Origin of the sequence: Blautia sp. MSK20_18 (genome assembly GCF_020553125.1) — a bacterium.
GTDB classification, from domain to species: Bacteria; Bacillota; Clostridia; order Lachnospirales; family Lachnospiraceae; genus Blautia_A; species Blautia_A fusiformis.
The window spans coordinates 23271-49045 of sequence record NZ_JAJCGR010000013.1 but is presented as its reverse complement, the minus strand read 5'-3'; the positions used below and the strand labels follow the sequence as shown (position 1 = coordinate 49045).

28 protein-coding genes are annotated in these 25775 nt (G+C 47.4%); 27 read left to right on the top strand and 1 reads right to left on the bottom strand.

Translation table 11 applies throughout. The annotated features are described in order from the left end of the window. Positions 1 to 129: 129 nt before the first annotated feature. The 14 genes from LI091_RS09185 (at position 130) to LI091_RS09120 (ending at position 12929) form a co-directional block, all read left to right on the top strand. Positions 130 to 507 (top strand): DUF3789 domain-containing protein, encoded by a 378-nt coding sequence (locus LI091_RS09185; protein WP_025577043.1) that lies wholly within the window; start codon positions 130 to 132, stop codon positions 505 to 507. A gap of 126 nt (positions 508 to 633) precedes the next feature. Continuing rightward, positions 634 to 942, top strand: a complete 309-nt coding sequence (locus tag LI091_RS09180; protein WP_019162193.1) for a plasmid mobilization protein — start codon at positions 634 to 636, stop codon at positions 940 to 942. Between the two features lie 3 nt (positions 943 to 945). Next, positions 946 to 2235, top strand: a complete 1290-nt coding sequence (locus tag LI091_RS09175) for a relaxase/mobilization nuclease domain-containing protein (RefSeq protein ID WP_008400045.1) — start codon at positions 946 to 948, stop codon at positions 2233 to 2235. Positions 2236 to 2240: 5 nt separating this feature from the next. Further along, on the top strand, positions 2241 to 3077 hold the full coding sequence (locus tag LI091_RS09170; RefSeq protein ID WP_008400044.1) for a PcfB family protein: 837 nt from the start codon (positions 2241 to 2243) through the stop codon (positions 3075 to 3077). A gap of 3 nt (positions 3078 to 3080) precedes the next feature. After that, positions 3081 to 4019: an ArdC-like ssDNA-binding domain-containing protein gene (locus LI091_RS09165; protein WP_008400043.1), complete on the top strand. Its 939-nt coding sequence runs from the start codon at positions 3081 to 3083 to the stop codon at positions 4017 to 4019. Positions 4020 to 4115: 96 nt separating this feature from the next. Next, positions 4116 to 4430 carry a hypothetical protein gene (locus LI091_RS09160; RefSeq protein ID WP_173897467.1) on the top strand — a complete coding sequence of 105 codons (315 nt, stop codon included), beginning with the start codon at positions 4116 to 4118 and terminating at the stop codon, positions 4428 to 4430. A gap of 30 nt (positions 4431 to 4460) precedes the next feature. Further along, complete coding sequence (locus LI091_RS09155) at positions 4461 to 4712, top strand: DUF4314 domain-containing protein (RefSeq protein ID WP_015513377.1); 252 nt, start codon at positions 4461 to 4463, stop codon at positions 4710 to 4712. 23 nt (positions 4713 to 4735) lie between these two features. Beyond that, positions 4736 to 6469, top strand: coding sequence for a VirD4-like conjugal transfer protein, CD1115 family (locus LI091_RS09150; RefSeq protein WP_158440038.1), 1734 nt, complete (start codon positions 4736 to 4738; stop codon positions 6467 to 6469). Next, positions 6469 to 6843, top strand: a complete 375-nt coding sequence (locus tag LI091_RS09145; protein ID WP_173897465.1) for a glutamyl-tRNA amidotransferase — start codon at positions 6469 to 6471, stop codon at positions 6841 to 6843. Before LI091_RS09150 ends, LI091_RS09145 begins: the two co-directional genes overlap by 1 nt. Positions 6844 to 6917: 74 nt before the next feature. After that, on the top strand, positions 6918 to 7757 hold the full coding sequence (locus tag LI091_RS09140; RefSeq protein WP_173897464.1) for a hypothetical protein: 840 nt from the start codon (positions 6918 to 6920) through the stop codon (positions 7755 to 7757). 11 nt (positions 7758 to 7768) lie between these two features. Further along, entirely contained in the window at positions 7769 to 8200 is a 432-nt protein-coding gene (locus LI091_RS09135) for a DUF4313 domain-containing protein (protein ID WP_055056946.1), read from the top strand. Positions 8201 to 8208: 8 nt separating this feature from the next. Further along, positions 8209 to 8643 (top strand): PrgI family protein, encoded by a 435-nt coding sequence (locus LI091_RS09130; protein WP_158434690.1) that lies wholly within the window; start codon positions 8209 to 8211, stop codon positions 8641 to 8643. Further along, complete coding sequence (locus LI091_RS09125; RefSeq protein ID WP_330508282.1) at positions 8636 to 10966, top strand: VirB4-like conjugal transfer ATPase, CD1110 family; 2331 nt, start codon at positions 8636 to 8638, stop codon at positions 10964 to 10966. The genes LI091_RS09130 and LI091_RS09125 overlap by 8 nt, the downstream gene beginning before the upstream one ends. A 31-nt stretch (positions 10967 to 10997) precedes the next feature. Then, complete coding sequence (locus tag LI091_RS09120) at positions 10998 to 12929, top strand: lysozyme family protein (protein WP_008400034.1); 1932 nt, start codon at positions 10998 to 11000, stop codon at positions 12927 to 12929. A gap of 134 nt (positions 12930 to 13063) precedes the next feature. On the opposite strand, the gene LI091_RS09115 is transcribed toward LI091_RS09120, so the two are convergent. Then, complete coding sequence (locus LI091_RS09115) at positions 13064 to 13420, bottom strand: helix-turn-helix domain-containing protein (protein ID WP_005337966.1); 357 nt, start codon at positions 13418 to 13420, stop codon at positions 13064 to 13066. A gap of 588 nt (positions 13421 to 14008) precedes the next feature. Between LI091_RS09115 and LI091_RS09110 the strand changes: the two genes are divergently transcribed. From LI091_RS09110 to LI091_RS09050, 13 genes are all read left to right on the top strand, one after another. After that, complete coding sequence (locus LI091_RS09110) at positions 14009 to 14791, top strand: ABC transporter ATP-binding protein (RefSeq protein WP_008400030.1); 783 nt, start codon at positions 14009 to 14011, stop codon at positions 14789 to 14791. Continuing rightward, positions 14781 to 16931 carry an ABC transporter permease gene (locus tag LI091_RS09105; RefSeq protein ID WP_008400029.1) on the top strand — a complete coding sequence of 717 codons (2151 nt, stop codon included), beginning with the start codon at positions 14781 to 14783 and terminating at the stop codon, positions 16929 to 16931. Before LI091_RS09110 ends, LI091_RS09105 begins: the two co-directional genes overlap by 11 nt. Positions 16932 to 16960: 29 nt before the next feature. Beyond that, complete coding sequence (locus LI091_RS09100; RefSeq protein ID WP_025577041.1) at positions 16961 to 17644, top strand: response regulator transcription factor; 684 nt, start codon at positions 16961 to 16963, stop codon at positions 17642 to 17644. Next, the gene (locus tag LI091_RS09095; RefSeq protein ID WP_265191093.1) at positions 17641 to 18732 is read left to right on the top strand and encodes a sensor histidine kinase; all 1092 of its coding nucleotides are present in this window, start codon (positions 17641 to 17643) and stop codon (positions 18730 to 18732) included. Before LI091_RS09100 ends, LI091_RS09095 begins: the two co-directional genes overlap by 4 nt. Further along, the gene (locus tag LI091_RS09090) at positions 18689 to 19201 is read left to right on the top strand and encodes a hypothetical protein (RefSeq protein WP_008400026.1); all 513 of its coding nucleotides are present in this window, start codon (positions 18689 to 18691) and stop codon (positions 19199 to 19201) included. The genes LI091_RS09095 and LI091_RS09090 overlap by 44 nt, the downstream gene beginning before the upstream one ends. Before the next feature lie 22 nt (positions 19202 to 19223). Continuing rightward, positions 19224 to 19496: a DUF6619 domain-containing protein gene (locus LI091_RS09085; protein WP_243872360.1), complete on the top strand. Its 273-nt coding sequence runs from the start codon at positions 19224 to 19226 to the stop codon at positions 19494 to 19496. Further along, positions 19493 to 19912 carry a DUF6619 domain-containing protein gene (locus tag LI091_RS09080; RefSeq protein ID WP_243871917.1) on the top strand — a complete coding sequence of 140 codons (420 nt, stop codon included), beginning with the start codon at positions 19493 to 19495 and terminating at the stop codon, positions 19910 to 19912. The genes LI091_RS09085 and LI091_RS09080 overlap by 4 nt, the downstream gene beginning before the upstream one ends. A 47-nt stretch (positions 19913 to 19959) precedes the next feature. Further along, on the top strand, positions 19960 to 20388 hold the full coding sequence (locus tag LI091_RS09075; RefSeq protein WP_055057440.1) for a metal-dependent transcriptional regulator: 429 nt from the start codon (positions 19960 to 19962) through the stop codon (positions 20386 to 20388). 30 nt (positions 20389 to 20418) lie between these two features. Next, the gene (locus LI091_RS09070; RefSeq protein ID WP_008400022.1) at positions 20419 to 21138 is read left to right on the top strand and encodes a winged helix-turn-helix transcriptional regulator; all 720 of its coding nucleotides are present in this window, start codon (positions 20419 to 20421) and stop codon (positions 21136 to 21138) included. Between the two features lie 272 nt (positions 21139 to 21410). After that, positions 21411 to 21851 (top strand): ECF-type sigma factor, encoded by a 441-nt coding sequence (locus tag LI091_RS09065; RefSeq protein ID WP_055057436.1) that lies wholly within the window; start codon positions 21411 to 21413, stop codon positions 21849 to 21851. A gap of 56 nt (positions 21852 to 21907) precedes the next feature. Further along, the gene (locus tag LI091_RS09060) at positions 21908 to 22408 is read left to right on the top strand and encodes a DUF3846 domain-containing protein (RefSeq protein ID WP_015533396.1); all 501 of its coding nucleotides are present in this window, start codon (positions 21908 to 21910) and stop codon (positions 22406 to 22408) included. Positions 22409 to 22932: 524 nt separating this feature from the next. After that, positions 22933 to 23658: a DUF4240 domain-containing protein gene (locus tag LI091_RS09055; protein ID WP_044921380.1), complete on the top strand. Its 726-nt coding sequence runs from the start codon at positions 22933 to 22935 to the stop codon at positions 23656 to 23658. Between the two features lie 21 nt (positions 23659 to 23679). Beyond that, positions 23680 to 25656 (top strand): ATP-dependent DNA helicase, encoded by a 1977-nt coding sequence (locus tag LI091_RS09050; protein WP_055147730.1) that lies wholly within the window; start codon positions 23680 to 23682, stop codon positions 25654 to 25656. The last annotated feature ends 119 nt before the right edge of the window (positions 25657 to 25775 follow it).

Sequence of the window (25775 nt, the reverse complement as noted above, 5' to 3'; positions counted from 1 at the left end):
CTGGTTCAGAGGGGACGAAACCGGATGCGACTGGTTTTGCAAGCATAGCGTTTGGATATCCAAACGCACTTTGGGGAGAACCCCAATCCCCCATACCGAGCCGTAAACAGACGAAAGGAGAACGAAAAAATGTTGGGATTTATACTTGGCACAATGACCGGAGGAGTAATGGGCGTTTTTGCAATGTGTCTTTTCATAGCTGGAAAACGTGAGGATGAGGCACTGGAGCGGTGCCGGATGAAACCAAAGGAGATCATTGACCACGGCGTGTGCATCTGTTTTGTAAACAGCCAGGGAGAGGAACTGTTCCGTCTGGCAGACGGGGAAAGCCTTGTGCAGAATGCCCCAAATGGAGAGCGGAACGTATCCACCTGCCACTATCTGGATGCCGATTCTGCTATGATTGATGGGAAAAAATGGAACCTCCTGGAATTCGCAAAAGAGATGGAAAAGAGAGGGATCATGTTCGCCCCGATGGAGCTGTGCCAGGTATCGGAAAGGGGGTGAGGCCCATATGAAGAAAAAGATCATTGCTGCAGCGGTAGCCATCGGCGTCCTGGCAGGTTTCCTGATCTGGAAAAATCGTGAAATGTAATGACGCAACCAATAACCCGTTGGAAAGCAGGTGAAGAGATGAGAAAAAGGAACCATGTGATACCAGTCCGCCTCAATGCAAAAGAGCTGCGTTTTCTGGAAGAGCAGGTAGAAAAAAGCGGCCTGTCCCGTGAGGAATACATCCGTTCCATTGTCATGGGTGGCGAAGTCCGGGCAAGACCCTGTGAGCATCATACGGAGCTTTTGCGGAAAATATCCGGTCTGTGCAACAACGCCAATCAGCTTGCCCATGTAGCCAACGGCTGTGGGATGGCCGGGGAAGAGAGTATCCGGGAAATGCTCCGCATGACGAAAGAGACATGGAGGCTGGTCAAAGAGGAATGGTAGCCGATGGCATACACCAGTATCATCCCGGTCAGCCGTCTGGACAATTCCATCACGTACATCCGAAACAAGGATAAGACCACCAAGAAAGGGCAGAGTGCCGGCTCTCTGGAAGAAGCCATCGATTACGCCATGAATCGGGACAAGACGGAGCGTTCCGTTTTTGAGGATGCCATCGGCTGCGTCTGTGAGACTGCCTATCAAGATATGGTAGCTACGAAGAAACGATACCACAAGATGGACGGAGTACAGGGGTACCATCTGGTGCAGAGCTTTGTCAAAGGGGAAGTCACCCCGGAGCTTGCTCACCAGATCGGCATGGAAATGGCAGAAAGGCTCCTTCAGGGAAAATACGAAGCAGTCATCACCACCCATCTGAATACGGAGCATTACCACAACCACATCGTGTTTAATTCCGTGAGCATGGAAGATGGGAAAAAGTACCACAGCAACAGCAGGAGTTACTATGAGGATGTGCGGAAAGCTTCGGATGCCTTATGCCTGAAATACGGCTTATCTGTCATCGAACCGAAAAACGGCAAAGGGAAATCCTATGCACAGTGGATGGCAGAACAGGACGGAAAGCCGACCTGGAGAACCTCGATCCGTCTGGACATCCGGGATGCTGTGGCAGAGAGCTTCACATGGAAACAGTTTCTGGAACAGATGAAGCAGAGGGGATACCAGTGGAAGCTGAACCGGAAGTACATTGCATTAAAAGCACCGGGGATGGAACGGTATATCCGTCTGCGGAGCCTTGGGAAGCATTACTCGGAAGAGAGCATCCGGCAGTGGATCTTGCAGCCCAAGAGCAGGATACCTGCTGGAAAAGAAGGAGATTCCAGATTCCCGAAAAAGAAGTTAAAAGGGATACAGGCCCTGTACTATTCCTATCTGTACCAGATGGGTGCACTAAAGCAGAAGCCGAAAAGGATCTCCCCGGTGCTCCGGGCAGACATCCGAAAACTGGATGCCAGGATCGAGCAGATGGAATTTCTACAGAAGCATCAGATTACTAGCCGTGAAGAGCTACTCGCCTACCGCACATCGTTGGAAGAGAGGGTACAGGCACTCACGAAAGAGCGGAAGCGGCTCTACCGGAGCGAACCGGACAGTGTCAGGATAGGTCAGATCACCGAAGAACTGAAGCCGCTTCGAAAGGATATCCGCATTTGTATCCGGATCGAACAGCAGTCCCAGGAGATGGAAGAAAAGATGCGTCTGGCAGAGCAGATCCAGAGACAGGAAGAAGAACAGACGGAGAAAAACAGAAAACCGAGAACAGAAAGCAGGTGAACAACATGAATTATGGAGGCGATGCGGCGGACCAGATCGTCCGGTATTCCCTAGACGGCGTGGACCACGGGCTCAGGCTTTCGGGTACGCTGGCAAAGCATCTGGCGGTATTTGTTGCCGCCGTATTAAAAGACCAGAAGAAAACGAGGGGCAAGACCAGAATGGTGCGGATGTTAAAGGAGAACAAGCCATTGAAGTTCTTCACTGTGCCATCTGACCGCCTGCGTGAATTCTGCAGTGAGGGCAGGAAACGAGGACTGCTCTATGTGATCATCCGGGATAAAAAGAACCCGGAGATGAGCGAGGTCATGGTCTTTGCCGATGATGCAGCCAAAGTCAACCGTGTCATGGATAAGATGAACCTTGATTTTGTAAGGAGCGAAGTCGGGGAAGCTGTCCATGAGGTAACCGCCGGAATGGAAGCACCGGAAACCGAAGCAGTACAGGAAACTGTGCAGATGCCGGAGGGCGAGGTGCAGTTTGAAATCAGCGATCTGGACGAAGCATTCCAGGTCGGTGACATGGACTTTTCTGAAGAGGAAAAGAACCAGAATCATCCCGAAAAGGAGTTTTCCGAACCGGAAAATTTTATCCCGGTGCAGGAAGAGGGGGAAGAGAATCTGTCCGGCTCTTCCTTGCACAGCAGAAATATTTCTACCGGGCAGGAAAAAGGGACTGATGCAGGGCAGAGGGAACAGGAGCGTCCCAGTGTCCGCCGGGAGCTGGAGAACATCAAACGGGAGAAAGCAGAGGAATCCCAGAAGCGGAGCCGGGAAAAGAACCGTGGACCAAGGAAAACGCAGAAGAAAGCAAGAAAGAAACGAAAGGTGAAAGCGAGGTAGGAGATGGACCTGACAAAATTTTTAGGGCAGGACTCGCAGGAGCAGTCCGCCCAGCGGTTATCGAAAGAAGAATATGCCGCACAGAAAAAGCAGGAGAGGGAAGAAATCTGGGGTATGATCGATGGAAAGGCACAGGAGGTCTTCCAGAATGGGGACTCCTTAAAAGGATTCCTTGATTTTATGGGACAGTGCAAGCCGCAGAGGACAGACAACCTGTTCCTGCTTTATGCACAGAATCCGGAGATCCGGCAGGTCAAGACCTTTGAAAAATGGAAGGAAGAAGGCAAGGTAGTCAAGACCGGAAGCAAGGGATACAACTTCATTGTCGGACAGGAATATGAAAAGGACGGTGTCATCCAGCAGGGGTACTCCATCCAGAAAGCCTATGACATCAGCCAGATCCGTACCAAGCAGCCGGAAGAGGCAGAGCCAAAGCCGATGGACCAGCTGATGGAAGCACTGCTGACCGACAGCGAGGTACGGATTCAGATCGCAGACAATCTGCCGGATAAGGTACAGGCACAGTACATCCCGAACAAGCGGACGATCTATGTCCGAAATGGCATGAGCGAAAATGCAACGTTCCATTCCATCAGCCGGGAGTTGGCCTGTGCATCCCTTGACCATCACGATGGAAGCTACAGCCGGGCAGGGGTATCGGCACAGGCCTATTGTGCGGCGTATGTGACAGCACAGAAATACGGCGTGGATGTCTCCGGTTTTTCCTTTGACAAGGTATGCCAGATGCAGGCATTCGGACAGAAAGATCCGAAAGAACTCCGCTCCTTTATCCAGGATGTAAAGAGTGCAGCCTATTCCATTGGCAAGCAGGTAGACCGCAACCTTGGCAAAAGCGAGCAGGAATTTATGACCGATGAATTTGCCATCCCGGAGGAAAAAACGGAGAAACCTGCCAAGAGTAAAAAGTCTCCGGAACGCTGATAAAAAGGGGCTTTTCCGGCTCTTTTGCAGTAGCTTTCCGGGAGGAAGTGTGGTATGTTGTGGTTGAGAAAAAAGAGGAAATAAGGAGGCTCGCCTATGACAAGAATGCGATATGTAAAGATGGACCGGATCATGAACCACATGCTGATCCATGCACTCCGGGAAGTGTTCCGGCAGGAAAAAGAACAGGGGCTTCCGGTGGATACCATACGGGATCTGGTTCTGAAGCTGGCAGAGCAGGAAGAGGGAAAGCTCTACCTGACAGAAGCCGAACACAGCAAATCCGTGGAAGCCTTAAACCAGCTCCGGGACACATACCTGAAAAACGGACGCTATTCCGATGGGATCGACAGCGTCCTGTTAAAGATCATGAAATCCAGATACCGCCCATACCGTGGAAGGGGAAGATGAAGAAAGGATGTGGTACAAATATACAGAAATATGACACAAGAAAGAATAGAAGCCATGCGGAGAAGATATCCGCCGGGAACCGAGGTCACGCTTAACAGCATGGAGGGGGAGAGCCACATGCCACCCGGCTTAAAAGGTAAGGTGGATATGGTAGACGATGCAGGGCAGATCCACGTAAACTGGGAGAATGGAAGCAGCCTTGCCCTCGTTCCGGGAGTGGACAGCTTCCACATTACGGACCTGCCAAGAGCAGAGAGGCCCAAACAGCAGCCATCCCGGTAACAAACAGCCGGAAGTCAGACTGGATGATTTGGCTTGCCGGACTGCCTGTCATCTGGTGGGTAGCAATCCTGCTTGCGGATGCCATCCAGCCGGGCAGGAATCTTTTCGAGCTGATGGAGGTTCTCACAGAAAAGCTGAACCATCCCTTCCAGTTTCATTATACGGAATATACCATCAAGTCGATGCTGGTCTGCACGTTACTTTACGCAGCTGGGATCGGCATTTTTTATTCCAGTCAGAAGAACTACCGCAGAGGGGAAGAACATGGCTCTGCCAGATGGGGCGATGCCCGGCAGATCTGTAAGAAATATAGCCAGAAGCCGTACTCCCAGAACATCCTGCTGACACAAAACTTCCGCATTAGCCTTGACACCCACAAGCACCGCAGATGTCTCAACATTCTCGTAGTGGGAGGCTCCGGTGCAGGAAAATCCAGAGGCTTTGCCCTGCCAAACATCATGCAGTGCTGCTGTTCGATGGTCATCACCGATCCGAAAGCCGAGCTGCTCCGAAAGACAGGCGGTCTGCTGGAAAAGCAAGGATATGAGGTGCGTGTCTTTGACCTCATCAATCCCGACACATCTTTTTGCTACAATCCATTCGAGTATGTCCACGATGACAAAGACGTGCTCCGTCTTATTTCCAATCTGATACAAAACACCACACCCAAAGGTTCCCAGTCCTCTGATCCCTTCTGGGAGAAGAGCGAAACCGCACTGCTTCAGGCACTGATGCTGTATCTGCTCCACGAAGCTCCGCCGGAAGAACAGAACTTCGCCATGATCATGGAGATGTTAGGCTCGGCACAGGTAAAAGAAGAGGACGAGGACTACGAGTCCCCTCTGGACATTTTGTTTGACCGTCTGGAGATGCGGGACCCGGACAGCATTGCCGTCAAGCAGTATCACATTTACAAGCAGGCAGCAGGAAAGACCGCCAAGTCCATCCTGATCAGTGTAGGTGTCCGGCTGGCAGCCTTCAATCTGCCGCAGATCGCCAAGCTGACCAATACTGATGAACTGGATCTTTCCAGCATGGGAGAAAGAAAAGTTGCGCTTTTCTGCTGTATCCCGGATGCAGACACCTCTTTGAATTATCTGGTAGGCATGATCTACAGCCAGCTTTTCCAGACGCTTTATTACATGGCAGACCGTGTGCATGGCGGTGCCCTCCCGGTTCCGGTCAACTGCATCATGGATGAGTTTCCAAACGTATCCCTGCCAAATGAGTTTGAGAAGATCCTGGCAACCTGCCGTTCCCGTTCCATTTACTGCAGCATCATCATCCAGAACATGAGCCAGCTAAAGGCTCTGTTCAAGGACTCCTGGGAAAGTCTGGTGGGCAACTGCGATGAGTTTTTGTACCTGGGCGGCAATGAAAAAGAGACACACAAATATGTATCAGAATTACTGGGGAAAGAAACCATAGACACCAACACCTACGGGCAGACCAAAGGAAAATCCGGCAGCTACTCCACCAACTTCCAGCAGAGCGGAAGGGAGCTGTTACAGCCGGATGAAGTCCGTATGCTGGATAACCAGAATGCACTTCTGTTTATCCGCGGGGAGCGGCCCATACTGGATGCCAAGTATGACCTGATGAAGCATCCCAACATCCGGTATACCGAGGACGGAGGTGCCGGCCCGTTCAATTATGCGAAAGCACCGCTGGCGCATGACGATTTTACATTTGACGAAACAAGATATGACGATTACGAACTGCTTCTGGATGAGGACATCATCGGGGAGCTTTTTTGATGGGAGGAATGCCAATGAATTTACTGAAAAATAAGAAACACACAGAAATCAGGAAAGAGACCGCACCGCTGAAGATGAAGAGAGGGCAGAAGAAACTGTTTGCCCTGTATGCGGTGATGGTGCTGACCTTCTGCATCGGGGCAACCTGCGTTTACGCTGCGGGTGATCCGCTGGCAGTCGTCAATAACCTGTCCACGTTTATCTTTTCCCTGATCCGTGCCATTGGCCTGATCCTGCTTGGATTTGGTATCGTGCAGGTCGGCCTGTCCTTAAAGAGCCACGATCCGAGCCAGAGGGCAAACGGATTTCTGACACTGGCAGGCGGTATCATCATTACCTTTGCAAAAGAGATCCTGGACCTGATCATGGGATAGGAGAAGAGTCCAGAAGGGGAGCCATGCGAAATGCCGGCTCCCTGCTCACTTTTGAGGATGGGAGGTGAAACTGTTTGAGTGATAACTGGATCGTACAGAATCTAAATTCTGCCTTGCAGACCTGGAGCGACAAGCTGGCTGAAATCTGGACACTGCTGACGCAAAGCCCGGAGAATTTCAAGGGCGGGGCAATCTGGAGCGTGATGACGAACATCAACGGTGGATTGAAAGCCATCGGGTACGGCCTGCTGGTTCTGTTCTTTGCGGCAGGGCTGGTAAAAACCTGTGGGAGCTTCACGGATATGAAAAAGCCGGAACACGTAGTGAAAGCCTTTATCCGTTTTGCACTGGCACAGGGAGCCGTTATGTCCGGCATGGAGCTTCTGACTGCGATCTTTTCCATTATGCAGGGCATCGTGACAAACATCATGTCCCACTCCGGGATGGCAGGAGGAACCGTAACGGAACTGCCCTCGGAGATCGTGGACAAGATCGAAGCGGTCGGGATGCTGGAATCCATCCCTTTGTGGATCGTAACCCTGTTAGGCAGTCTGCTAATTACCGTGCTTTCCTTTGTAATGATCCTGACCGTATATGGAAGAATGTTCAAGCTGTACATGTACACGGCCATCGCACCGATTCCACTGGCAACCTTTGCCGGGGAGCCAACCCAGTCTGTAGGAAAGAACTTTATCCGTTCCTATGCCGGAGTATGTTTGGAAGGAGCCATCATCGCACTGGCCTGTATCATCTTTTCGGTATTTGCGGCAAGTCCGCCGGCCATCGGGGACACCAGCCTGTCCGCCGTGACCATTGTCTGGAATTATGTCGGGGAACTGGTCTTTAACCTGCTTGTACTTGTCGGGGCAGTCAAGGCATCCGACCGGATCGTAAAAGAAATCATGGGATTATAGGAGGCAAGAAAATGGAAGAACCAAAGAAATTAGTCTATGACAGTGGAGCGCAGCCGGAGGAAGTATTCTTACGGGTCAGCGGTTACCTGGACAGGAACCGTCTGTATGTCGGGATCTACCAGACAGAGTATGGCTACCCGGAACTTTTTTCCGACCTTACGGTGAACCTGCACCATGCTCCGCTGAACGGTGTGAACGAAGCCTATATCGACCACAATTTCAGCAAAGAGCATCTGCGTTTTATTCGGAAATACAAGCTGGGCAGGGTATTGCCGGAGACTGTAGCTTCCGGTTACTGCACTTTTCAGAAGGTCGCCTTTGACCTGAAAAAACTGGCAGAATATGATCCGCAGGGAACCAGAGAATTTATGGAAAGCCACGGCATCCAGATTGCGGATGCACCAAAACAGAAACCAAAGAACAAATCACAGAGAGAAAGGTAGAAAACAACATGGAAGTGAAAATGAATAAAGAAATCCGAGACTATCAGGAGTCAATGTTCTGGGGCTTAAGCTTCCGGCAGTGCTTATTTTCGGTACTGGCGATCCTGGCAGCCCTTGGAATCTATTTTGTCACCCGGAAATATGCCGGGGAACAGGTAACCGGATGGCTGTGCATCCTTGGGGCGGCTCCCTTTGCAGCCTGCGGCTTTTTCCGTTACCACGGCATGACGGCAGAACAGTTTGCATGGGTAGTCATTAAATCCGAACTGCTGTACCCGAAGCGGCTGGTATTTAAGTCGGAGAACCTGTACCTTTCCTGCATGGAAGAGAGCCTGCGGCTGGGTGAGAAAATGATGGAAAACGGAGCGGAACTTCTGGAAAAGAAGCGGACGAAACAGAAGAAACCAAAGAAGCGAAGAGGAAGGGGTGATGCCTTTGATTAAAACCCTGAGTCAGACACTGAAACAGGACAAGGAAAAATTTAAAGTACCGAAGTCTGTCCAGCAGGCCATCCCGATTCGCAAGATCTGGCCAGATGGTATTTTTCAGGTGGAGAGCAAGTATTCCAGGACATTCCGGTTTACGGATATCAACTATTCCATTGCCAGTAAAGCGGACAAGACGGAAATGTTCCTGGACTACTCTGAACTTTTAAATGCACTGGATTCTGGCTGTACGGCGAAGATCACCCTGAACAATCGTAAGATCAACAAGGAAGAGTTTGAGCAGTCCCTGCTGATCCCGATGAAAGGGGACGGTCTGGACGAGTACCGGAAAGAGTACAATGACATGCTCCTTTCCAAGATCTCCGGTACCAACAACAGTATCTACCAGGAACGCTATCTGACCATCAGCGTCCACAAGAAAAACATCGATGAAGCCAGAACCTATTTCGCACGTGTGGGAACGGACATCATCACCCATCTGGCCAAGCTGTCCTCTATTGGGGAAGAGCTGGATGCAGAGCAGAGGCTACAGATCTTCCGGGACTTTTTCAAGGCAGACGTTCCACAGAGTTTTCCATTTGACATGAAAGCCTTTGCGAAAAAAGGACACAGCTTCAAAGACTGGATCTGCCCGGACACGATGGAATTCCATAACGACCATTTCAAGCTGGGCGAGCAGTACGGCAGAGTCCTTTTTATGGAAGATTACGCCAGCTATGTAAAGGATGAGATGATCTCCGAACTGTGCAGCCTTGGCAGGAACCTGATGCTGTCCATTGATATCATCCCCGTACCGACAGACGAAGCGGTGCGTGAGATCCAGAACCGACTGCTGGGCGTGGAGACAAACGTCACCAACTGGCAGAGACGCCAGAATGCCAACAATAACTTTTCAGCCGTAGTTCCCTATGACATGGAGCTGCAGAGAAAAGAGACCAAGGAAATGCTGGACGATCTGACTACCAGGGACCAGAGGATGATGTTCGGTATCCTGACAATGGTACATATGGCAGAAAGCAAGAAACAACTGGATTCTGATACGGAAACCCTGTATTCCATTGCAAGAAAACACCTCTGCCAGATGGCAACCCTGAAATGGCAACAGGTCGATGGACTGAATACCGTCCTGCCGTATGGCCTGCGGAAAATCGATGCCGTGCGAACCCTTACCACAGAGTCCACTGCCGTATTGATTCCATTCCATACGCAGGAGATCATGCAGCCGGGCGGCATCTATTATGGGCAGAATGCAGTCAGCAAAAATATGCTGGTGGCAGACCGAAGGAAACTGTTAAATGGCAACTCTTTCCGACTGGGTGTCAGCGGTTCGGGAAAGAGCTTCTCAGCAAAAGAAGAGATCGTAGACCTTGCCCTTTCCACGGAAGATGACATCCTCATCCTTGATCCAGAGTCGGAGTTTGCTTCTTTGGTGGAAGCCTTAAACGGAGAGGTTATCCGGATCTCGGCAACCTCGGATACCCATCTGAATGCACTGGACATGGATTCCGCCTATGGCAATGACCGCAACCCGCTCATTGAGAAGTCAGAATTTATCCTGTCCTTGTTTGAGCAGCTTGTCGGAGCCGGAAACCTTTCGGCAAAGGAGAAATCCATCCTCGACCGCTGCACCGCAGATGTGTACCGGGATTATATGAGGGGCGGTTACAAAGGGCAGGTGCCGACTTTGAAAGACCTGTACCGACAGCTCATGCTCCAGCCGGAGGAAGAAGCCAGAGGACTGGCCTTGTCTTCGGAATTGTTTATCAACGGAAGTCTGAACACCTTTGCCCAGGAAACCAATGTCAACACGAAGAGCCGTATCATCGACTATGATATTCGGGAGCTGGGCGAACAGCTGATGCCCCTTGGCATGCTGGTCACACTGGATTCTATTTTCAACCGTGTGATCCAGAACTGGAAGAAGGGAAAAACGACATGGATCTTTGCGGATGAGTTTTATCTGCTGTTCCGCTACGAATACAGTGCGGACTTTTTCTACCGCCTGTACAAGCGTATCCGTAAGTATTCCGGATTTGTCACCGGGCTTACCCAGAACGTAGAGGAACTTCTGAAATCCGATACCGCCCGCCTGATGCTGGCGAACAGTGAGTTCCTGATCCTTTTGAATCAGGCCACCACCGACCGGGACGAGCTGGCGGCACTTCTGAATATTTCAGACAACCAGTTATCCTACATCACCAATGTGGGTGCCGGCCATGGTCTGATCCGCTGTTCCGGAAATCTGGTGCCATTTGAAAATTCGTTTCCAAGAAATACAAAACTGTACCGCCTGATGACAACCAAGCCGGGCGAAGCGTAAGAGCGGGACAAGCCGGGACTGGAGGTGAGAGATGAAGGATATCAAAACCAAAGAAGTTACAACAAAACCAAAGACCAAAAATCCTGCCTCCAGAATCCCCAAGGAGCTGATGCGGACGGCCATACTGGAGAGCAAGGAAAAATCCCAGACCATCGCAAATGCCAGGGACAATGACATGGGAGAACAGTCCCCATCCGAATATGCCAGTGGGAAAGTCACATCCGCAGAGGAATGGGCTGCAAGAAAGACAGGCAGAACTGTAACCAGAGCCGGAAAGACAGCCGCACAGACTTCCTACGAGAAGATCAAACAGAGAGCCGCTGGCAAAAAAGAAGCGGAGAAAGAAACCGCCAGAGGAACAGGGGACACACAGACCGCCAATCCTGCCAGCCGGGAAGCTCAGGAAGCACAGATCCGGGAAGTACAGATCCAGGAAGCCCAGCGGCAAAAGGTGGTTTCAGATGCCGTCAAAACGAAAGAGCAGAAGATCCGGGCTGCCAGGGAGACACCAAGAATCCAGAACAGACAGGAAATAGCAGAAATGAAGCAGCTCTCCATCCGAGAACAGAGCCGGAAGAAGGAAGCAAAAGATACAGTAAGGCAGACCGCCATCCGACAGAAACAGCCGGAAACCATTCGGATTAAAGAAAAACCAAGGAAACAGCCGGAGCCGAAAACCATACAGAAGCGTATCATCAAGACGGCTCCCCAGTCTGCGAAGATCAGCGTCCAGCCAGAGCAGAAGCTCCGTGCGGCCAGCTCCAACGCCCTGACAGCCCGGATGCAGAAGCAGATGGAACGAAGGGCAGCGAAACAGGCGGCGAAGAAAGCAGCCTTGCAGACTTCTGATGGAATCCGTCGGATACAGAAAACGGCAAGGGCAGGGGAGAATACATTCAAGGCGGCTAGGGCCGCCGTGGAAGTGGCAGCGAAAACCGTGCAGTCCATGATGGCTGCACTGGGAGCCGCCGGAGCAGTTATCGTTCTTTTATTGGTTATCATGGTTGGAATCATTGGCGGTGCGGCATTTTCAGGAAGCTCAGAGAGCAACGAAGCATTGAGTCAGGAAGTCCTTTCCTATACAACAGCTATCCAGAAATATGCCAACCAGTACGGAATCCCCGAATACGTTTCCGTGATACAGGCGATCATGATGCAGGAATCCGGCGGCCGGGGAACCGATCCCATGCAGAGCAGTGAGTGCCCATACAACACTAGGTACTCCAACAGTCCCAATGCCATCCAGGACGCAGATTACTCCATACAGGTAGGAATCCAGTATTATGCAGACTGCCTGAAGGAAGCCGGATGCACCAGTCCACAGGATATGGATAAGCTGAAACTGTCCCTGCAAGGATATAACTACGGCAACGGATACATAACGTGGGCGATACGGAAGTATGGCGGTTACAGTGCCGAAAATGCCCTGCAGTTCTCCAACGAGCAGGCGGCTTCGCATGGATGGAGTGCCTATGGCGACCCAGAGTACGTCCCACATGTCCTGCGGTATTATTCCAGCGGCGGATTGTTTGCCGGCCTGTTTGGAGGCAGCGGCCAGATCGTATCGGTGGCACTTACCCAGCTTGGAAATGAGGGAGGCCAGAAGTTCTGGTCGTGGTATGGCTTTGACAGCCATGTGGCATGGTGTGCCTGCTTTGCCAGCTGGTGTGGGGATCAGGCAGGACTCATCGAGAGCGGCAAGATGCCAAAATTCTCCCTGTGCGATGATGGAATCGCATGGTTCCAGAGCAAGGGAAAGTGGAAAAGCCGGGGATATTCCCCAGCACCCGGAACCCTGATCTTTTTTGACTGGAACGGGGACGGAACCTCAGACCATGTGGGAATCGTGGAGAAAACCGAAGGCAGTACCGTATACACCGTAGAAGGAAACTCCAGCAATGCCGTGAACCAGAGAAGCTATAATATTAATAACGGAACAATCATGGGATATGGTATACTTTGAAAATAAAAATATAAGTTATAACCTATGAAGAGAAATTTGATATGTACAAGTTGACTTTTTTATTTGATTGAAATTTTAATTTTATATGAAATGAAAAGAACCAGTGAGAGAATCGTTAAATTTCACTCACTGGCTCAATTCGTTTCAAATTTTTCGGACAACTCTGTCAGTTCTTTCACCGTTTCCTGGGTGTGATGCAGCAGGGTGTCACGCATTTCTGGCGGACAGCTGGAATAAAGCATTTTCATCTGATTGACACCCTCATCCTCCAGAGAAACATCTGGATTTATAAGTGTATCTAAAGAGATGTGCAGGACCTTTGCCAATGCTCTCAAAATCAAATAGGAAGGATTCATTTTCCCTTTTTCGATATTGGCGATTTGCTTTACAGAAACATGGCTCAGATCAGAAAGTTCCTGTTGTGTCAGTTCTTTATTCTTTCGGGCTTCCCGCATTTTTTGCCCTAAAGCAGTTAAATCATCAATCGGCATAATCGTTCACCTCAATAATATCGTATCGTTCCGGTTTATGTGATGGAATGACCTTATTATGCCGGTTAATGGGCTTGATTATACCGATTATAAAACTGAGAATACAAATTCCATTAAAGAGTAATGAAGGATGCAAACTTACCTGTATCCGTGACAGCATCCGGCGTGGTCTGAAGCAGCTGGCAAAGTATTTTTAGGGTAGAATAACAGAGGGCGCAAGGTCTCAAAGTGCTTCTGCATAAGACCTTGCGCCCTACCTATTGTAGTAGCCTTAGAGGTGTATTTTGTAAAGCTATCTTTGAGTGAAGAAACATGATCTTTATCAAGAAAATTTGTTTCTTTCGGATATGTTTATATAGTTCCACTTGATAGCCAAAATAATTCATAACTATTACCTTGAAGCGGGCAAGCACATCGGATAGAATAAATATAAAGAAAAGCAGCGGCGATCTGGCACAAACGTCACATCGCCGCCCTTTAGCATTTAGCATAGAAACCTTACATCAACTGTAAGTGGTTTATCTTCCTGCCATGCAGTAAAATATAATCAACAACTAATCAAAAAGCGAAAAGGCAAAAGGTGATAATATGAATTGCAAAGAAAAACTTTTGGAAGTCCGAGATATACACAAGGTATATACGAAAGAGGGTGTTCCTACAAAAGCTCTTAATGGCATTACCTTTGATGTTCTTGATGGCGAATTTTTGGGGATCATGGGCGCAAGCGGATCAGGAAAAACGACCCTGCTAAATTGCATTGCTACGGTTATTAAACCGACCTCCGGGCAGGTCCTGCTTTCCGGCGCAAATGTGAGTTCCTTTGATAGCGAAAAACTGGCTGAGTATCGGGGCAATAAAATAGGCTATCTGTTTCAGGATTTTGCTTTGCTTGACAACTTGACTGGCAGAGAAAATATCCTGCTGCCGCTTTCTATCCATAATGTAGATATATCTGCTGCGGAGAAGAAGTTGAATGACATTGCAGGACTTTTTGGAATCACGGATGTGCTCTCCAAATTTCCGGCGCAGATGTCAGGTGGTCAAAAACAGCGCGTCGCTGCCGCCCGCAGTTTGATTTCCGACCCCGATATTATTTTGGCAGATGAGCCAACTGGGGCATTGGATACAAAGGCAGCGCGGTTGCTTATGGAAAAACTGTGCGAGATCAATCACGGTCGCGGACGCACAATTTTGATGGTAACACACGACCCGAACGCTGCAAGTTTTTGTTCCAGAATCCTATTCATACAGGACGGTGTGATTTTCCATGAGCTGCGCCGGAAAATTCCGACTGAAACACGGGAGGAATTTTATGCGCGTATCTTACAGGTAATGGCACAGATGGGAGGAGGGAGTGCAAATGTTCTTTAACCTTGCGTGGCGAAACTCCAAACGAAACCGTAGTGAGAACCTGATTTATTTTCTTACTATGGTTACAGCTGTAGCCACATTTTATATCGTCCTCTCCCTTGGAAGCCAGGACGTGATGCGCTTCTTGGAGGAAATCGAAAGTGACGCTGTTAATCGACTTCTGACAATGCTAATGCCGACGGTTTATCTTTTTTCGCTGCTGTTTGTGTTTTTCCTTGTCATTTTTGCGAACAAATATCAGCTTGAATGTAGGAGCCGGGAATTAGGGCTTTACCTGATGTTTGGAATGACAAAGCGACACTTGTTTATTCAAATCATGGCAGAGGGGCTAATCACATCACTGCTGGCTCTTTTGGGCGGACTGATCTGCGGCGGCTTTTTATCAGAGGTAATCAGCCTTGCTACGGCACGGCTTGTAGGTCGCGGCATAATTGCACATCAGTCAAGTTTTTCTGTGAGCGCTGTTCTCTTGACAACGCTTGGATTTCTAATGATTCAAGTTGTCGCGTTGTTCATCCTTTGTGGAAAACTATTCAACAAAGAAATCCACCAACTCCTTTATGGAGAAATGGCGAAGAAACAGCAAGTTGGAAAAATGAGTGGGAACTTATTTTCCCTCATTCTCGGAGCGGTAGTTTTGACGCTTGCATATTGGGTAATCCTAAAGTATTTCATGGTTGCTGGCGGTATGATGATAATTGTTGCCGTGATATTAGGTATTGTGGGAACAATGCTTTTTATCCGTGGGCTTGCAGGCTTGCTGAGCGCAGCGGCGGCTTCTGTGAAACGCAACACAACACACGGTCTATATATTTTCACTCTGCGGCAGTTACACGAAAATATAGTCCACAAGTATATTTCAATCGGTGTTGCATCTATTTTGATTATGCTCACTATCATGCTCATTGCGGACGGATCAACCCGCATTATGTCGTATGGGAACCAAATGACGCGGGGATCTTCTGTTTACGATTTTACCGTCACGGGCAATGAAGCGACTGTTGAAAAATACCTTTCGGGTAAGCAAATGCAGCCCTATGTGGCTGATTTGAGCCGCATGGAAACAGGAACAATGAAACGCCCAGCTTCCGTGAAAGCGAACTCTTTTATAGATTGGTCCGGGCTGCGTGAACAGGTTGTTTTGAATCTGCCGCCAGAAGTAGAGGATCCCGTCACACAAGGAGCTACAAGCTATGAGTTCAGTCCCAATCAACCAGCCGCGCTTAACCTTTTAGGGTGTATTGATACTACGGGAGCTTCGCCATTTTTAATTCCCGTATCTTCATATAACGAATTGCTGGAAGCAGCTGGAGAAAAAACTATCGTTCTTGGAATCGACGAAGCTGTATTCTATCTTAACCCGGATTTTCAGGGGAGTACAAAAGAAGAAACCACCACCATGTTGAACCAGATTGCGGAGGACGCACGGGCTAATGGTAAAGTCTTGATTTCTATTGACGGACTGCCAATTACGCTTATCCCGTTTGTGCCGATGAAAGGCTTGACTGCGGATGAAAACGTAAAAATCATAACCGCATTGATTGTTTCCGATGAAGTATATTCTGAATATGTAAATCCAGACACCGTTACCGTTTATCACAATTTCTGTATTCCGAGCGAAACTGTGGAAGCTGATGGCCTGATGGTGTCGATTATGGAAGCCCGTGACCTGTTAAAGCCCTCTGGCCTGTACTGCGAAAGCTATTTGGACAATTTCGGACGGCAACTATTTTATGTCATTTCCGGCAGCTACACGACCTTATACATGGGTTTTATGCTTCTAATTATCGCTTGCGCCCTACTTGCCCTGCAATTCCTAACCCAAATGCGAGAAACAAAGGCAAGGTATGCGACACTTTCTATTCTGGGCGCACGACGCGAACAAATGAAGCGTTCCATAAACCAACAGGTGCTATGGTATTTTCTGCTCCCGCTGTTTCCTGCGTGTATCAGCGGTACAGTCGGAATTTGCGCAATGCAGCATTACCTATACTCTAATATGGCAAAACTGCAACAGTCTTATCCTATGCTGCTCGTTATGGCGCTTGTCGTTGTTTGTATGCTTGCATTGTACGGTGTGGCTATTGCGCGGACAGCAAACCGTGAAATCAGCAAATTAAATTGGAAGCCAAATGCTTAATGGGCTTATTCGGGAAGGAGGTGTTCATATTGGCGCAAATTATTGTGGTTGAAGATGATGTATATATGCGGGAAGAATTGATTGATGTGTTGGAAAAAGCGGGATATGACGCTGTTCCTTTGCTTGACTTTGAAAATGCCGTATCACAGATAATGTCTCTTTCCCCGGACTTGATTTTGCTCGACATCAATCTTCCTTTTCACTCCGGCTTTGAAATCTGCAAAGAGGTAAAGGCCAAACAGCTTGGGACTGTGCTGATATTAACTGCAAGAGATAAATTACAGGACGAGCTTCACGCTTTGGGATTAGGGGCGGACGATTACCTAACAAAGCCATGCAACACGGAACGGCTTCTTGCCCGCATTAAAAACCTCTTGCGCCGCAAAGAAGAACAGATGCAGCAGGGATTGCTTAACGGGGGCGGCTTCCTGCTTGATCCAAACACTTTTACGCTCTATGCAGGAAAGAAATCTTATGTTCTTCCGCAGAATGAGGGGAAAATACTTCTCACCCTTTTGAAAAGCAGCCCGAACCTTGTATCAAAGAGCGACCTGTTTCATGTGCTTTGGGGAACAGCGGAGTTTATAGACGAAAATGCGCTGCAAGTCAATTTTACACGACTGCGGAAAACGCTGCGTGAAGTTGGACTTGATGATCGCATTGAAACGGTGCGCGGGCAAGGCTACCGTTTGAAAGAGCAGGTGGAAGTATGAAGAAATTTAATACTCTCTTGACCTATGTATCGTCCAATCGTATTTGGTTGATTACTCTTGGCTGCTTGGATTTGTTCTTTGCGTTTCTGGCATGGGTGGCTTATCCGGGGGATTTTTTGAGCCTTGTGGTGCTAATGATATTTGTATCACTTGCCGCGTTTGTCATCCCCTTTGTCATCTCAATTCATAAACGCAGTAAAATTGATGCCGCTTTTCGGCGCTTTCTGTTAGAGCCGGACGACACAAACGAATACCTGTTGTGTGAAAGTGCCCCCGCGTCAATGCGCCCATATATCCATGAATTAGCCCATCATCTGAGAATGCAAGAGGGGTATGTGAACGAACAGCAGTTAAAGGTTGCCAACTACGAAAGTTATATTGAAAATTGGGTGCATGAAATCAAGAAACCTCTGTCCCTTATGACGCTTCTTTTAGATAATCGAAAGGTTGAGATGTCACCGTTGGTGCATACTCGTATGCTATATGTACGCGACCATGTGCGGCAGAACGTAGAACAGATTTTGTACTTTTCACGTCTTGGGGCGGCTCACAAAGATTGCTATTTTGAACCAATTCTGATCTTAGAGACTTGTCGGGAAGCGGTTGAGGACAATTTATCCTTGCTTGAAGAAGCCCAATTTTCTGTCACATATTCCGGGAACGACTGTAACGTAATTTCTAACAAAAAAGGCTTTATGTTCATTTTGGGACAGATTATTAGCAACAGTGTAAAGTATGCTGTGAAGGACACCGCCCCCGCTATTCAATTTTCAGTAACGGATAATCCAGAAAGCGGGCAGATTACTCTATCCGTCAGCGATAACGGAACAGGTATACCCGCGTCTGATCTGCCGTTTGTTTTTGATAAGGGCTTCACTGGGGACGCAGGAAGCTTTTTAAGCCGCTCCACAGGTATGGGATTATATTTAGTGCAGAAAATGGCAAAAGATTTAGCGATAGATTTACAAATCACATCACAGTTGTCATGCGGAACAACCATTATTCTGATGTTCCCCAAGGTGCAATATCCAGTCAGGAGGTTTGATGATGCAACAGCAGATTCGTACGCAAACACCAAAGAAAAATAAGCCTGCGGCTTCTCTGATTATAAGTTGGCTGATTATCTTGGGCGTATATTTACTTTTGCGCCTTGTCTTTGTTATCTTCGGATTTCATTTGGCACCAGTTGTTTTAGGTGGATGTTTAGCTGTTCTACCTTACATTGCGGGAGCGTTTTATCTTTTTAAGACACCAGCGGCACATCGGGTGGGAGGTTGTGTGTTAGGAATTTTACTGCCGTCCATTGTAGAAAAACTCGTTCTTTATTTTTTGGGTGCGTCCCTTTACGGAATACCTCTGGCAGATGTCAGCGGAGTAATGAGCAGAATTGCAGCGAATGAGCCGTTCACACACATTTTTTCTAATCCGGCAGCACGCTATATTCTTAATCTATCATTTTTTGGATGGCAGTACATTGTCGGCAGTATTGTCGTATGTGCAATTCTGATTTTAGGCATGATGGGTATTCAAAAAAGAAAATCATGTTCTCGAACGTAAGGAAAACTGAGGGGATTTGTAAATGAGCAGAAAAATAGTGATGACACTCGTGTGCATCCTTGTATTGGGTCTATCTGGGTGTGGAGATACACTCACTCTTAATCAATACAATACGAGTGAAATTTGGTATATAGCATATACAGACATTGATACAGTTTGTGAGAGCAATGAATTAACCGCAGATGGCTCCAGCATTTTACATTCTGAGGAAGATTATCTTCTGCTTTCATATGTAGTTGACAGCAATATTGAAATTACAAAAGAGCTAAAGGATGGGGGGGGTGGGACCATTTGATCCTGACAAACCCTCAATGGATAGATCGCTTTGGTGATCCCAGCAAGTTAAAACCTGTGGAATATGGCAGTTTGGCAAATAGCATGCAGGAATTTTTAGATGTTCAAATGCCTATATTGACTGCTGATGGAAATGTATTGCCTGATGGAGTGGGACTATATCAATATGATGGAGAGACATTATTGGCATTTCCGGTGCATGTGGCGTTGGGCGCAGCAGAGCCGATAGAAGCAAAAAATCCATTGATTATCCTTGTGGATAAACCGGCACAAAGTCTTAAAGCGAGTAGCTGTATGTTGCCGCTGACTTCAAGCGGAAATGTCCTGTTTGCAGAAGGAGAGAAACTTCAAGAGTCATTTGACGAGAGCAAACTAATTGACTATGGATCGATTGAAGAGTTTCAGATGAATCATTAAAGTGAATCTGAAATGTGGAAAACAGTAGCTTAGTATAACAGAAATAGCTGCCGCACGACGGCAAAAGAAAAAAAGCCGTCGTACAGCAGCTAGAATCCGTGCTTATACTTCAAAAGAAACTCGGTATGGTGCGTTCCGTGGATGTTGCCCGGTACATGGAAGTTTCAAAACCCAGCGTATGTTACGCAGTAGGAACTTTACGAGAGGACGGTTTTTTGACAACAGACGAAAACCATTATATACACCTGACCGACCTTGGCCGGGATGTGGCCGAAAAAATTTACGAACGCCATTGCTTTTTTACTTATCAACTTATAGCCGTTGGAGTTAATCCACAAACTGCAGAAGTGGATGCTTGTCGCATGGAACATGCAGTCAGTGATGAAAGTTTTCAAAAACTGAAAGAGCATGCGATGAGAGGGATTGCTGCACAAAAAATTGACAATACATTTGATAATTTTCCTGTGAAGAAATAGAAAATGTTGCTTTGCTAAAATAGATTAAATATGAAAGACACAAAATACAAGATATTAGCATATTTTGACAATCAATCATATCGAAAACTATTCAATGAGGTAAACTCAGATTATGCAGAAAATCTACAAATTTTACTGCATAATTTGAGTTTATTTTCTTATGATGTGCTTATAATAGGAGTGATCCTTTATAAAGAGAACATAAGTAATATTATATCTGCTATTAGAAAAATAACGCAGATACCAATTATTATTTTGACGGATGCTTCCTCTTTATTGTGTATGTCATGGAAAAAAGAATTAATATACGCTGGTGCAGATTGTGTAATGGATATAAATAGCACTATAGAAGAAGTAGATCTGCAGATTTTTTCATTGGCACGACGAAATAATAAACAAAAAATAACTCAAAAGCAATCCGAAACGATGATTGATAAGGGAAAACTTGTAATGGATCATAAGAAACATAAAGTATTTTGGAATAATGTAGCGTTACATTTAACACGACAAGAATATAATTTTTTATACTTATTAGCGGTGACACCGATGAGAGTATACACATTTGAACAGATTTACCAGCTCGTATGGAAAGATTATTCTGTTGGTGATATTAAAAATATCATCTGGTGTCTGGTAAAGCGATTGAGAAAAAAGTTGAATGTCGTTGAAGACGGTGCCGGGAATTGCATTGTCAGTGTCAGGGATATAGGTTACAAATTTGAATTGAATAATGAAAACGAACAGCAGTAAGGCGAATAATCCGTAAAAAGATTGTTCGTCTTATTTTATTTGTGCTGGAAAGAAGGTGATAAAAATTGACCGTCAATTGACAGGTTTCTGACCGTTAACTGACAGGTGCATCCGATACACTGTGCCTTTGTAAAGATATGATTACAAAGGAGATCCGTGTTTGCAGGGAAACAGCAGAGATGCCGGACATTCCTGTGGACAGGAAGAACGAGCCAGATCACCGCCACACTCCGATTTGATTTCACAAAAATTCAGATCGGAGGAAAAGATAAGTGGCTTATAACAAAGCAAAAGAAGAATATAGATGGAACCAGTGGAAAGCAGAGGAAGAGAAGATCCTGCGTGAGCAGGGTGTGGATGAAGAGACGATCCAGAAGCTCCGGGAGTATGACTGGAACGATTTTAACGCAGAGCGGAGATTCCGGGAACATCAGACCTCACTTCTGGACTGTATGGAACTGCTTCTGGAAGAAAAAGAATCAGGAGAGTCTCAGCCAGAGAGTGTGGAAGCCCTGCTCGATACCGTGGAGAATGAGGAATTGCTCCAGATCCTGTTATCGACTGACAAGAAAACTCTTCAGATGGTTGTTCTGAAGATGATGGGATATGCACCAAAGGAGATCAGCCATCACATGGAACTGCCGGAGCAGACTGTTTATACAAGACTGCGGAGGTTACGGGAGAAAATCAAAAAGTCCATGAAATTTGAATAAAACAAAAGGCTCTCATCGGCTGATTATCAGAACGAACAGACAGGAGGATTGATACGATGGATGAGAAAGAAGTGTCCGAAATGCAGGAAGAAATGATGACGGTGCTGGTAGTCGAGCCGATGAAAGCACCCTATGTCAAGAACATCCCCAATGAGCTGGAGGATCTGCAGCAGGCGGTAGGCGGTGACATTGAAATGACCTATCCGTTTGATGATAAAGTTGGAATCCTTTTAAACGGCAATGGAAAATTTGAGGGGCTGCCGTTAAATCGGGCATTGTACGATGACCGAGGACAGGTCTATGATGCCATTGCCGGAACATTCCTTGTAGTAGGACTGACAGAAGACGATTTTACTTCGCTGACACCGGAGCAGATTGAAAAGTTTAAAGAAAAATATCAGTCACCGGAAATTTTCACCCTGTTTAACGGGGAACTTCATGTGATGAAGATGCCGCCGGAAGAAGCCAAAGAGCAGAAAGAAAAGCAGAAGAAAGATGCACAGCAGAAGAATCCGGCAAAAGGAAAAAAGAAAAACAGATCCGGGGAATCACGATAAAAAATTTTTTTGTGAAGTGAATAAAAAAATACACTGCCATCGGCTAGTAAGCAGAGGGACATCCCTCGGCTGTTCTTTGGCAAGTGAATATCGGCACTACAGGTACGTTCCCAACCGTAGAAGCGTGACAGTATGAGCGCCATGATTAAGTATAGGGTAAAGATTCTTAGACTTGGAGCGAGAAAGCATAGCTGTGAATAAGGCGGTGGCAGCCTTTCGCCAAGATCACGGATGGGGGATAATGATACACGTTACCAGCCAGAGAGCGGAAGATGGACTCCGGGTTGTAATCAGAAAGACCCCCAGGACATCTGTGAGCGGCGGCAGGCCAGCCGCCCGCCTGTAGTGTCCCCTTTCCCAGAAGAAATACAGGGATAGTTCCGGGGGTGCGAGGTCAAATGCGGAACAGCAAGATAAAAAAGAAATCAATGAAGAAGTGTGTCGTTGATATCAGATACCATGCGGCTGTGGGAGACTACAGCCGTATTCTTGTGGTATTAACGTCACATCAAGGGGAGAGAAAGATGGAAGAAACAAAAAGAAGTGGGATGAGCAAGGATCAGTTCTGGAATCTGATTGAAAAAGCAAAGGAAGTGTGCGGCACCGATCTGGATGCTTCGGCGGTGTGGATCAAGCAACAGCTTTTCTATATGACACCGGAGGATGTTCTGCAATTCCATAATCTGGTTTACAGTTACCGGGATGCAGCTTATAAGTATGGCTTATGGACAGCGGCAGGTATTCTGATGGAAACAGGGTGCAGTGATGACAGCTTTTCCGATTTTCGGATGTGGCTGATCGCCCAGGGAAAAGATGTATATCTGAATGCCTTAAAAGATCCGGATTCCCTTTCCGGTGTAACTCCTTATGGATACTGTAGTTTTGAATCATTGGGATATATCTCATTGCAGGTCTACAGTGCCATGAAAGGAAAAAATATTTACCAGGATAGTACAGCCAGAATGCAGATGGAAAGCTATGAGCAGGTGATCCGGGATATTGTGTACCATCCCATGATCGAGTATCCGTTGGAATTGCCAGAAGCCATGGTGGTTTATCCGAAACTCTGTGAAAGGCATTTGTCCGAGCAGGTAAGGAATGCTCCACAGAAGGTAAGGACATGGAATGTTTCCCGGACGGATATCCGAAGGATGATGGCACGGGGAAATGCTGCCATAAAGAAAATGCAGGAGCAGGGAGCAAAAGCACCGGAAGCAGTCAGATCCGTCCGTAAGGGTACGGTAAGATAAGCTTCCCGGCAAGGAGAAGTAATGTGTTATAAAAATGAATATCAAAAAAGGGCGCATGGCGAAGTGGAAAGAATCTTTCGGGAACTTCTACCGGAAGCCGGGCTTCACGTAAGAGAAGAACAGATCCGTCTCTGCCATGAAATGCTGGATGCCCTTATGAAAAATGAGATCACGCTCTGTGATGCAGGAGTGGGCATTGGAAAAACCTATGCCTATCTGACTGCCTGCATCCTGATGCGGAAATATAGTGTACTGCATTCCGGTTATTCGGGATGTGACAGGCGGCCTGTGGTGGTATCCACTTCCAGCATTGCCTTACAGAAAGCTATCATAGAGGAATATGTTCCTTTTTTATCGGATGTACTGTTAAAAGCAGATCTGCTTCAGGGAGAATTAAAGGCAGTTGTCCGCAAGGGAAAGGAACATTTTGTGTGCGATTACAGGCTGGCCCAAAGACTGGAGGCAGTCCGGGATAAGAATAAAAATCAGGCACAGATGGAGGCATTGAAGTCCCTCCGGCATAACTTTGATTTAGATTCCGTACATAACCTGAGCGGTTTTGACCGCAGGCTGGTGTGCGTACCGAAATTCTGCCCCAGGGAGTGTCCGGGGAAAGCAGGATGCCGTTATCAGAAATATTTGGATGTTTCCAAAAAAGAGGAAGTTTTTATACAGATATGCAATCACAATTATCTTCTGGCAGACGCCATGCACCGGATGAATGAATACCGGCCTCTGCTGGCAGATTACAGAGCATTGGTAGTAGATGAAGCACATAAGCTCCCAGAAGCTGCCAGCCAGATGGATGGGAGAAGTATTGGAAGAGAGGATGTGCAGGAAATCTCGTATTTCTTAAACAGGGAGCATAAAAGTTCGGAAGGTAAGAGACTACAGGATTGGTTTAATACACTTTCAATGGAAATCCGTAAGGATCAGGCCGGGATGGGAGATGACATAGCTGGAAAAGAAAATTTCTATTTTCCGGCAAAGTGCCGATCTTCTCTGGAGCAGGTAAGGGGGAATCTCAGTCTTATGCTTAAAAGACTTGCTGGAAATGTCCCTTACTGGATCTTCCGGCGGCTGGAAGAGATGGAAGAGCTGTTCGGCTGGTTTCTGAAGAAGGATACCAGATACGTTTTATTTCTTCAGCCAGACGGCAGGGGAGATCCTGTGTTTATGGCTGTTAGCAGAGAGATTCCAAGGTTTCTCCATGATTCCTTATGGGACAGGGGATTTCCCTCGATTCTCACCAGTGGAACTTTAAAAGCCGGAAATGGGTTTGTAAGGACCAGACAGATGACCGGGCTGGAAAAGAAAAGCAGAGTCCGGGAGTGTGTAGCAGAATCCCCATTTTGTTACAGAGAGAACTGTCTGCTTTATATTCCTGAGAATTTAAAAGCGACGCTCAAGGGAAGCCGGGAAGAGGCCGAGCAACTTGCAGGCCAGATCCGTGATCTGGTGTGTTCCACTTACGGGCATACACTGGTACTGTTTACATCTTATACCCTGATGGGAAATGTGCAGCAGCTCCTGCGGGATCAGATCCCGTTCCCGATGGTGCAGGTATGGAGAAACTCACAGGAAGAAATCGCACGGTTTAAGAAGATGGAAAATGCCGTTCTGTTTGCAGCCGGCTCCTGTTGGGAAGGTGTGGATTTTCCGGGGGATATGGTATCGTCCCTGATCATTGTAAAATTGCCGTTTGCTGTACCGGACCCCATCCATGAAGCACAAAGGGAACAATACCGATCACTGGAATCCTACATTCAAAATGTTGTTGTTCCAGATATGCAGAAGAAACTGCGCCAGGGATTCGGACGGGCGATCCGGACGGAGCAGGACACCTGTGTAGTGTCCATTTTAGACCACCGAGCGGCAAAGAAAGGAAAGTACCGGGGAGATGTTCTGGACGCCCTGCCAAAGTGCCAGATGGCAGAAAAAATCGATGAAGTAGAGGACTTTATCCGAAGCCGGAAAGTGGAGCGTTACTACAGCTGATAACATCCGTGGTGTTGTTGGTTCTGCCCAGATCTGGACAGAAAATAAGACAAAAAGTTTAGTGGTATTTCAGGAGCGGTTTTGACCGAATTGGTGGTATTTGTGATAGCTTTATCGGC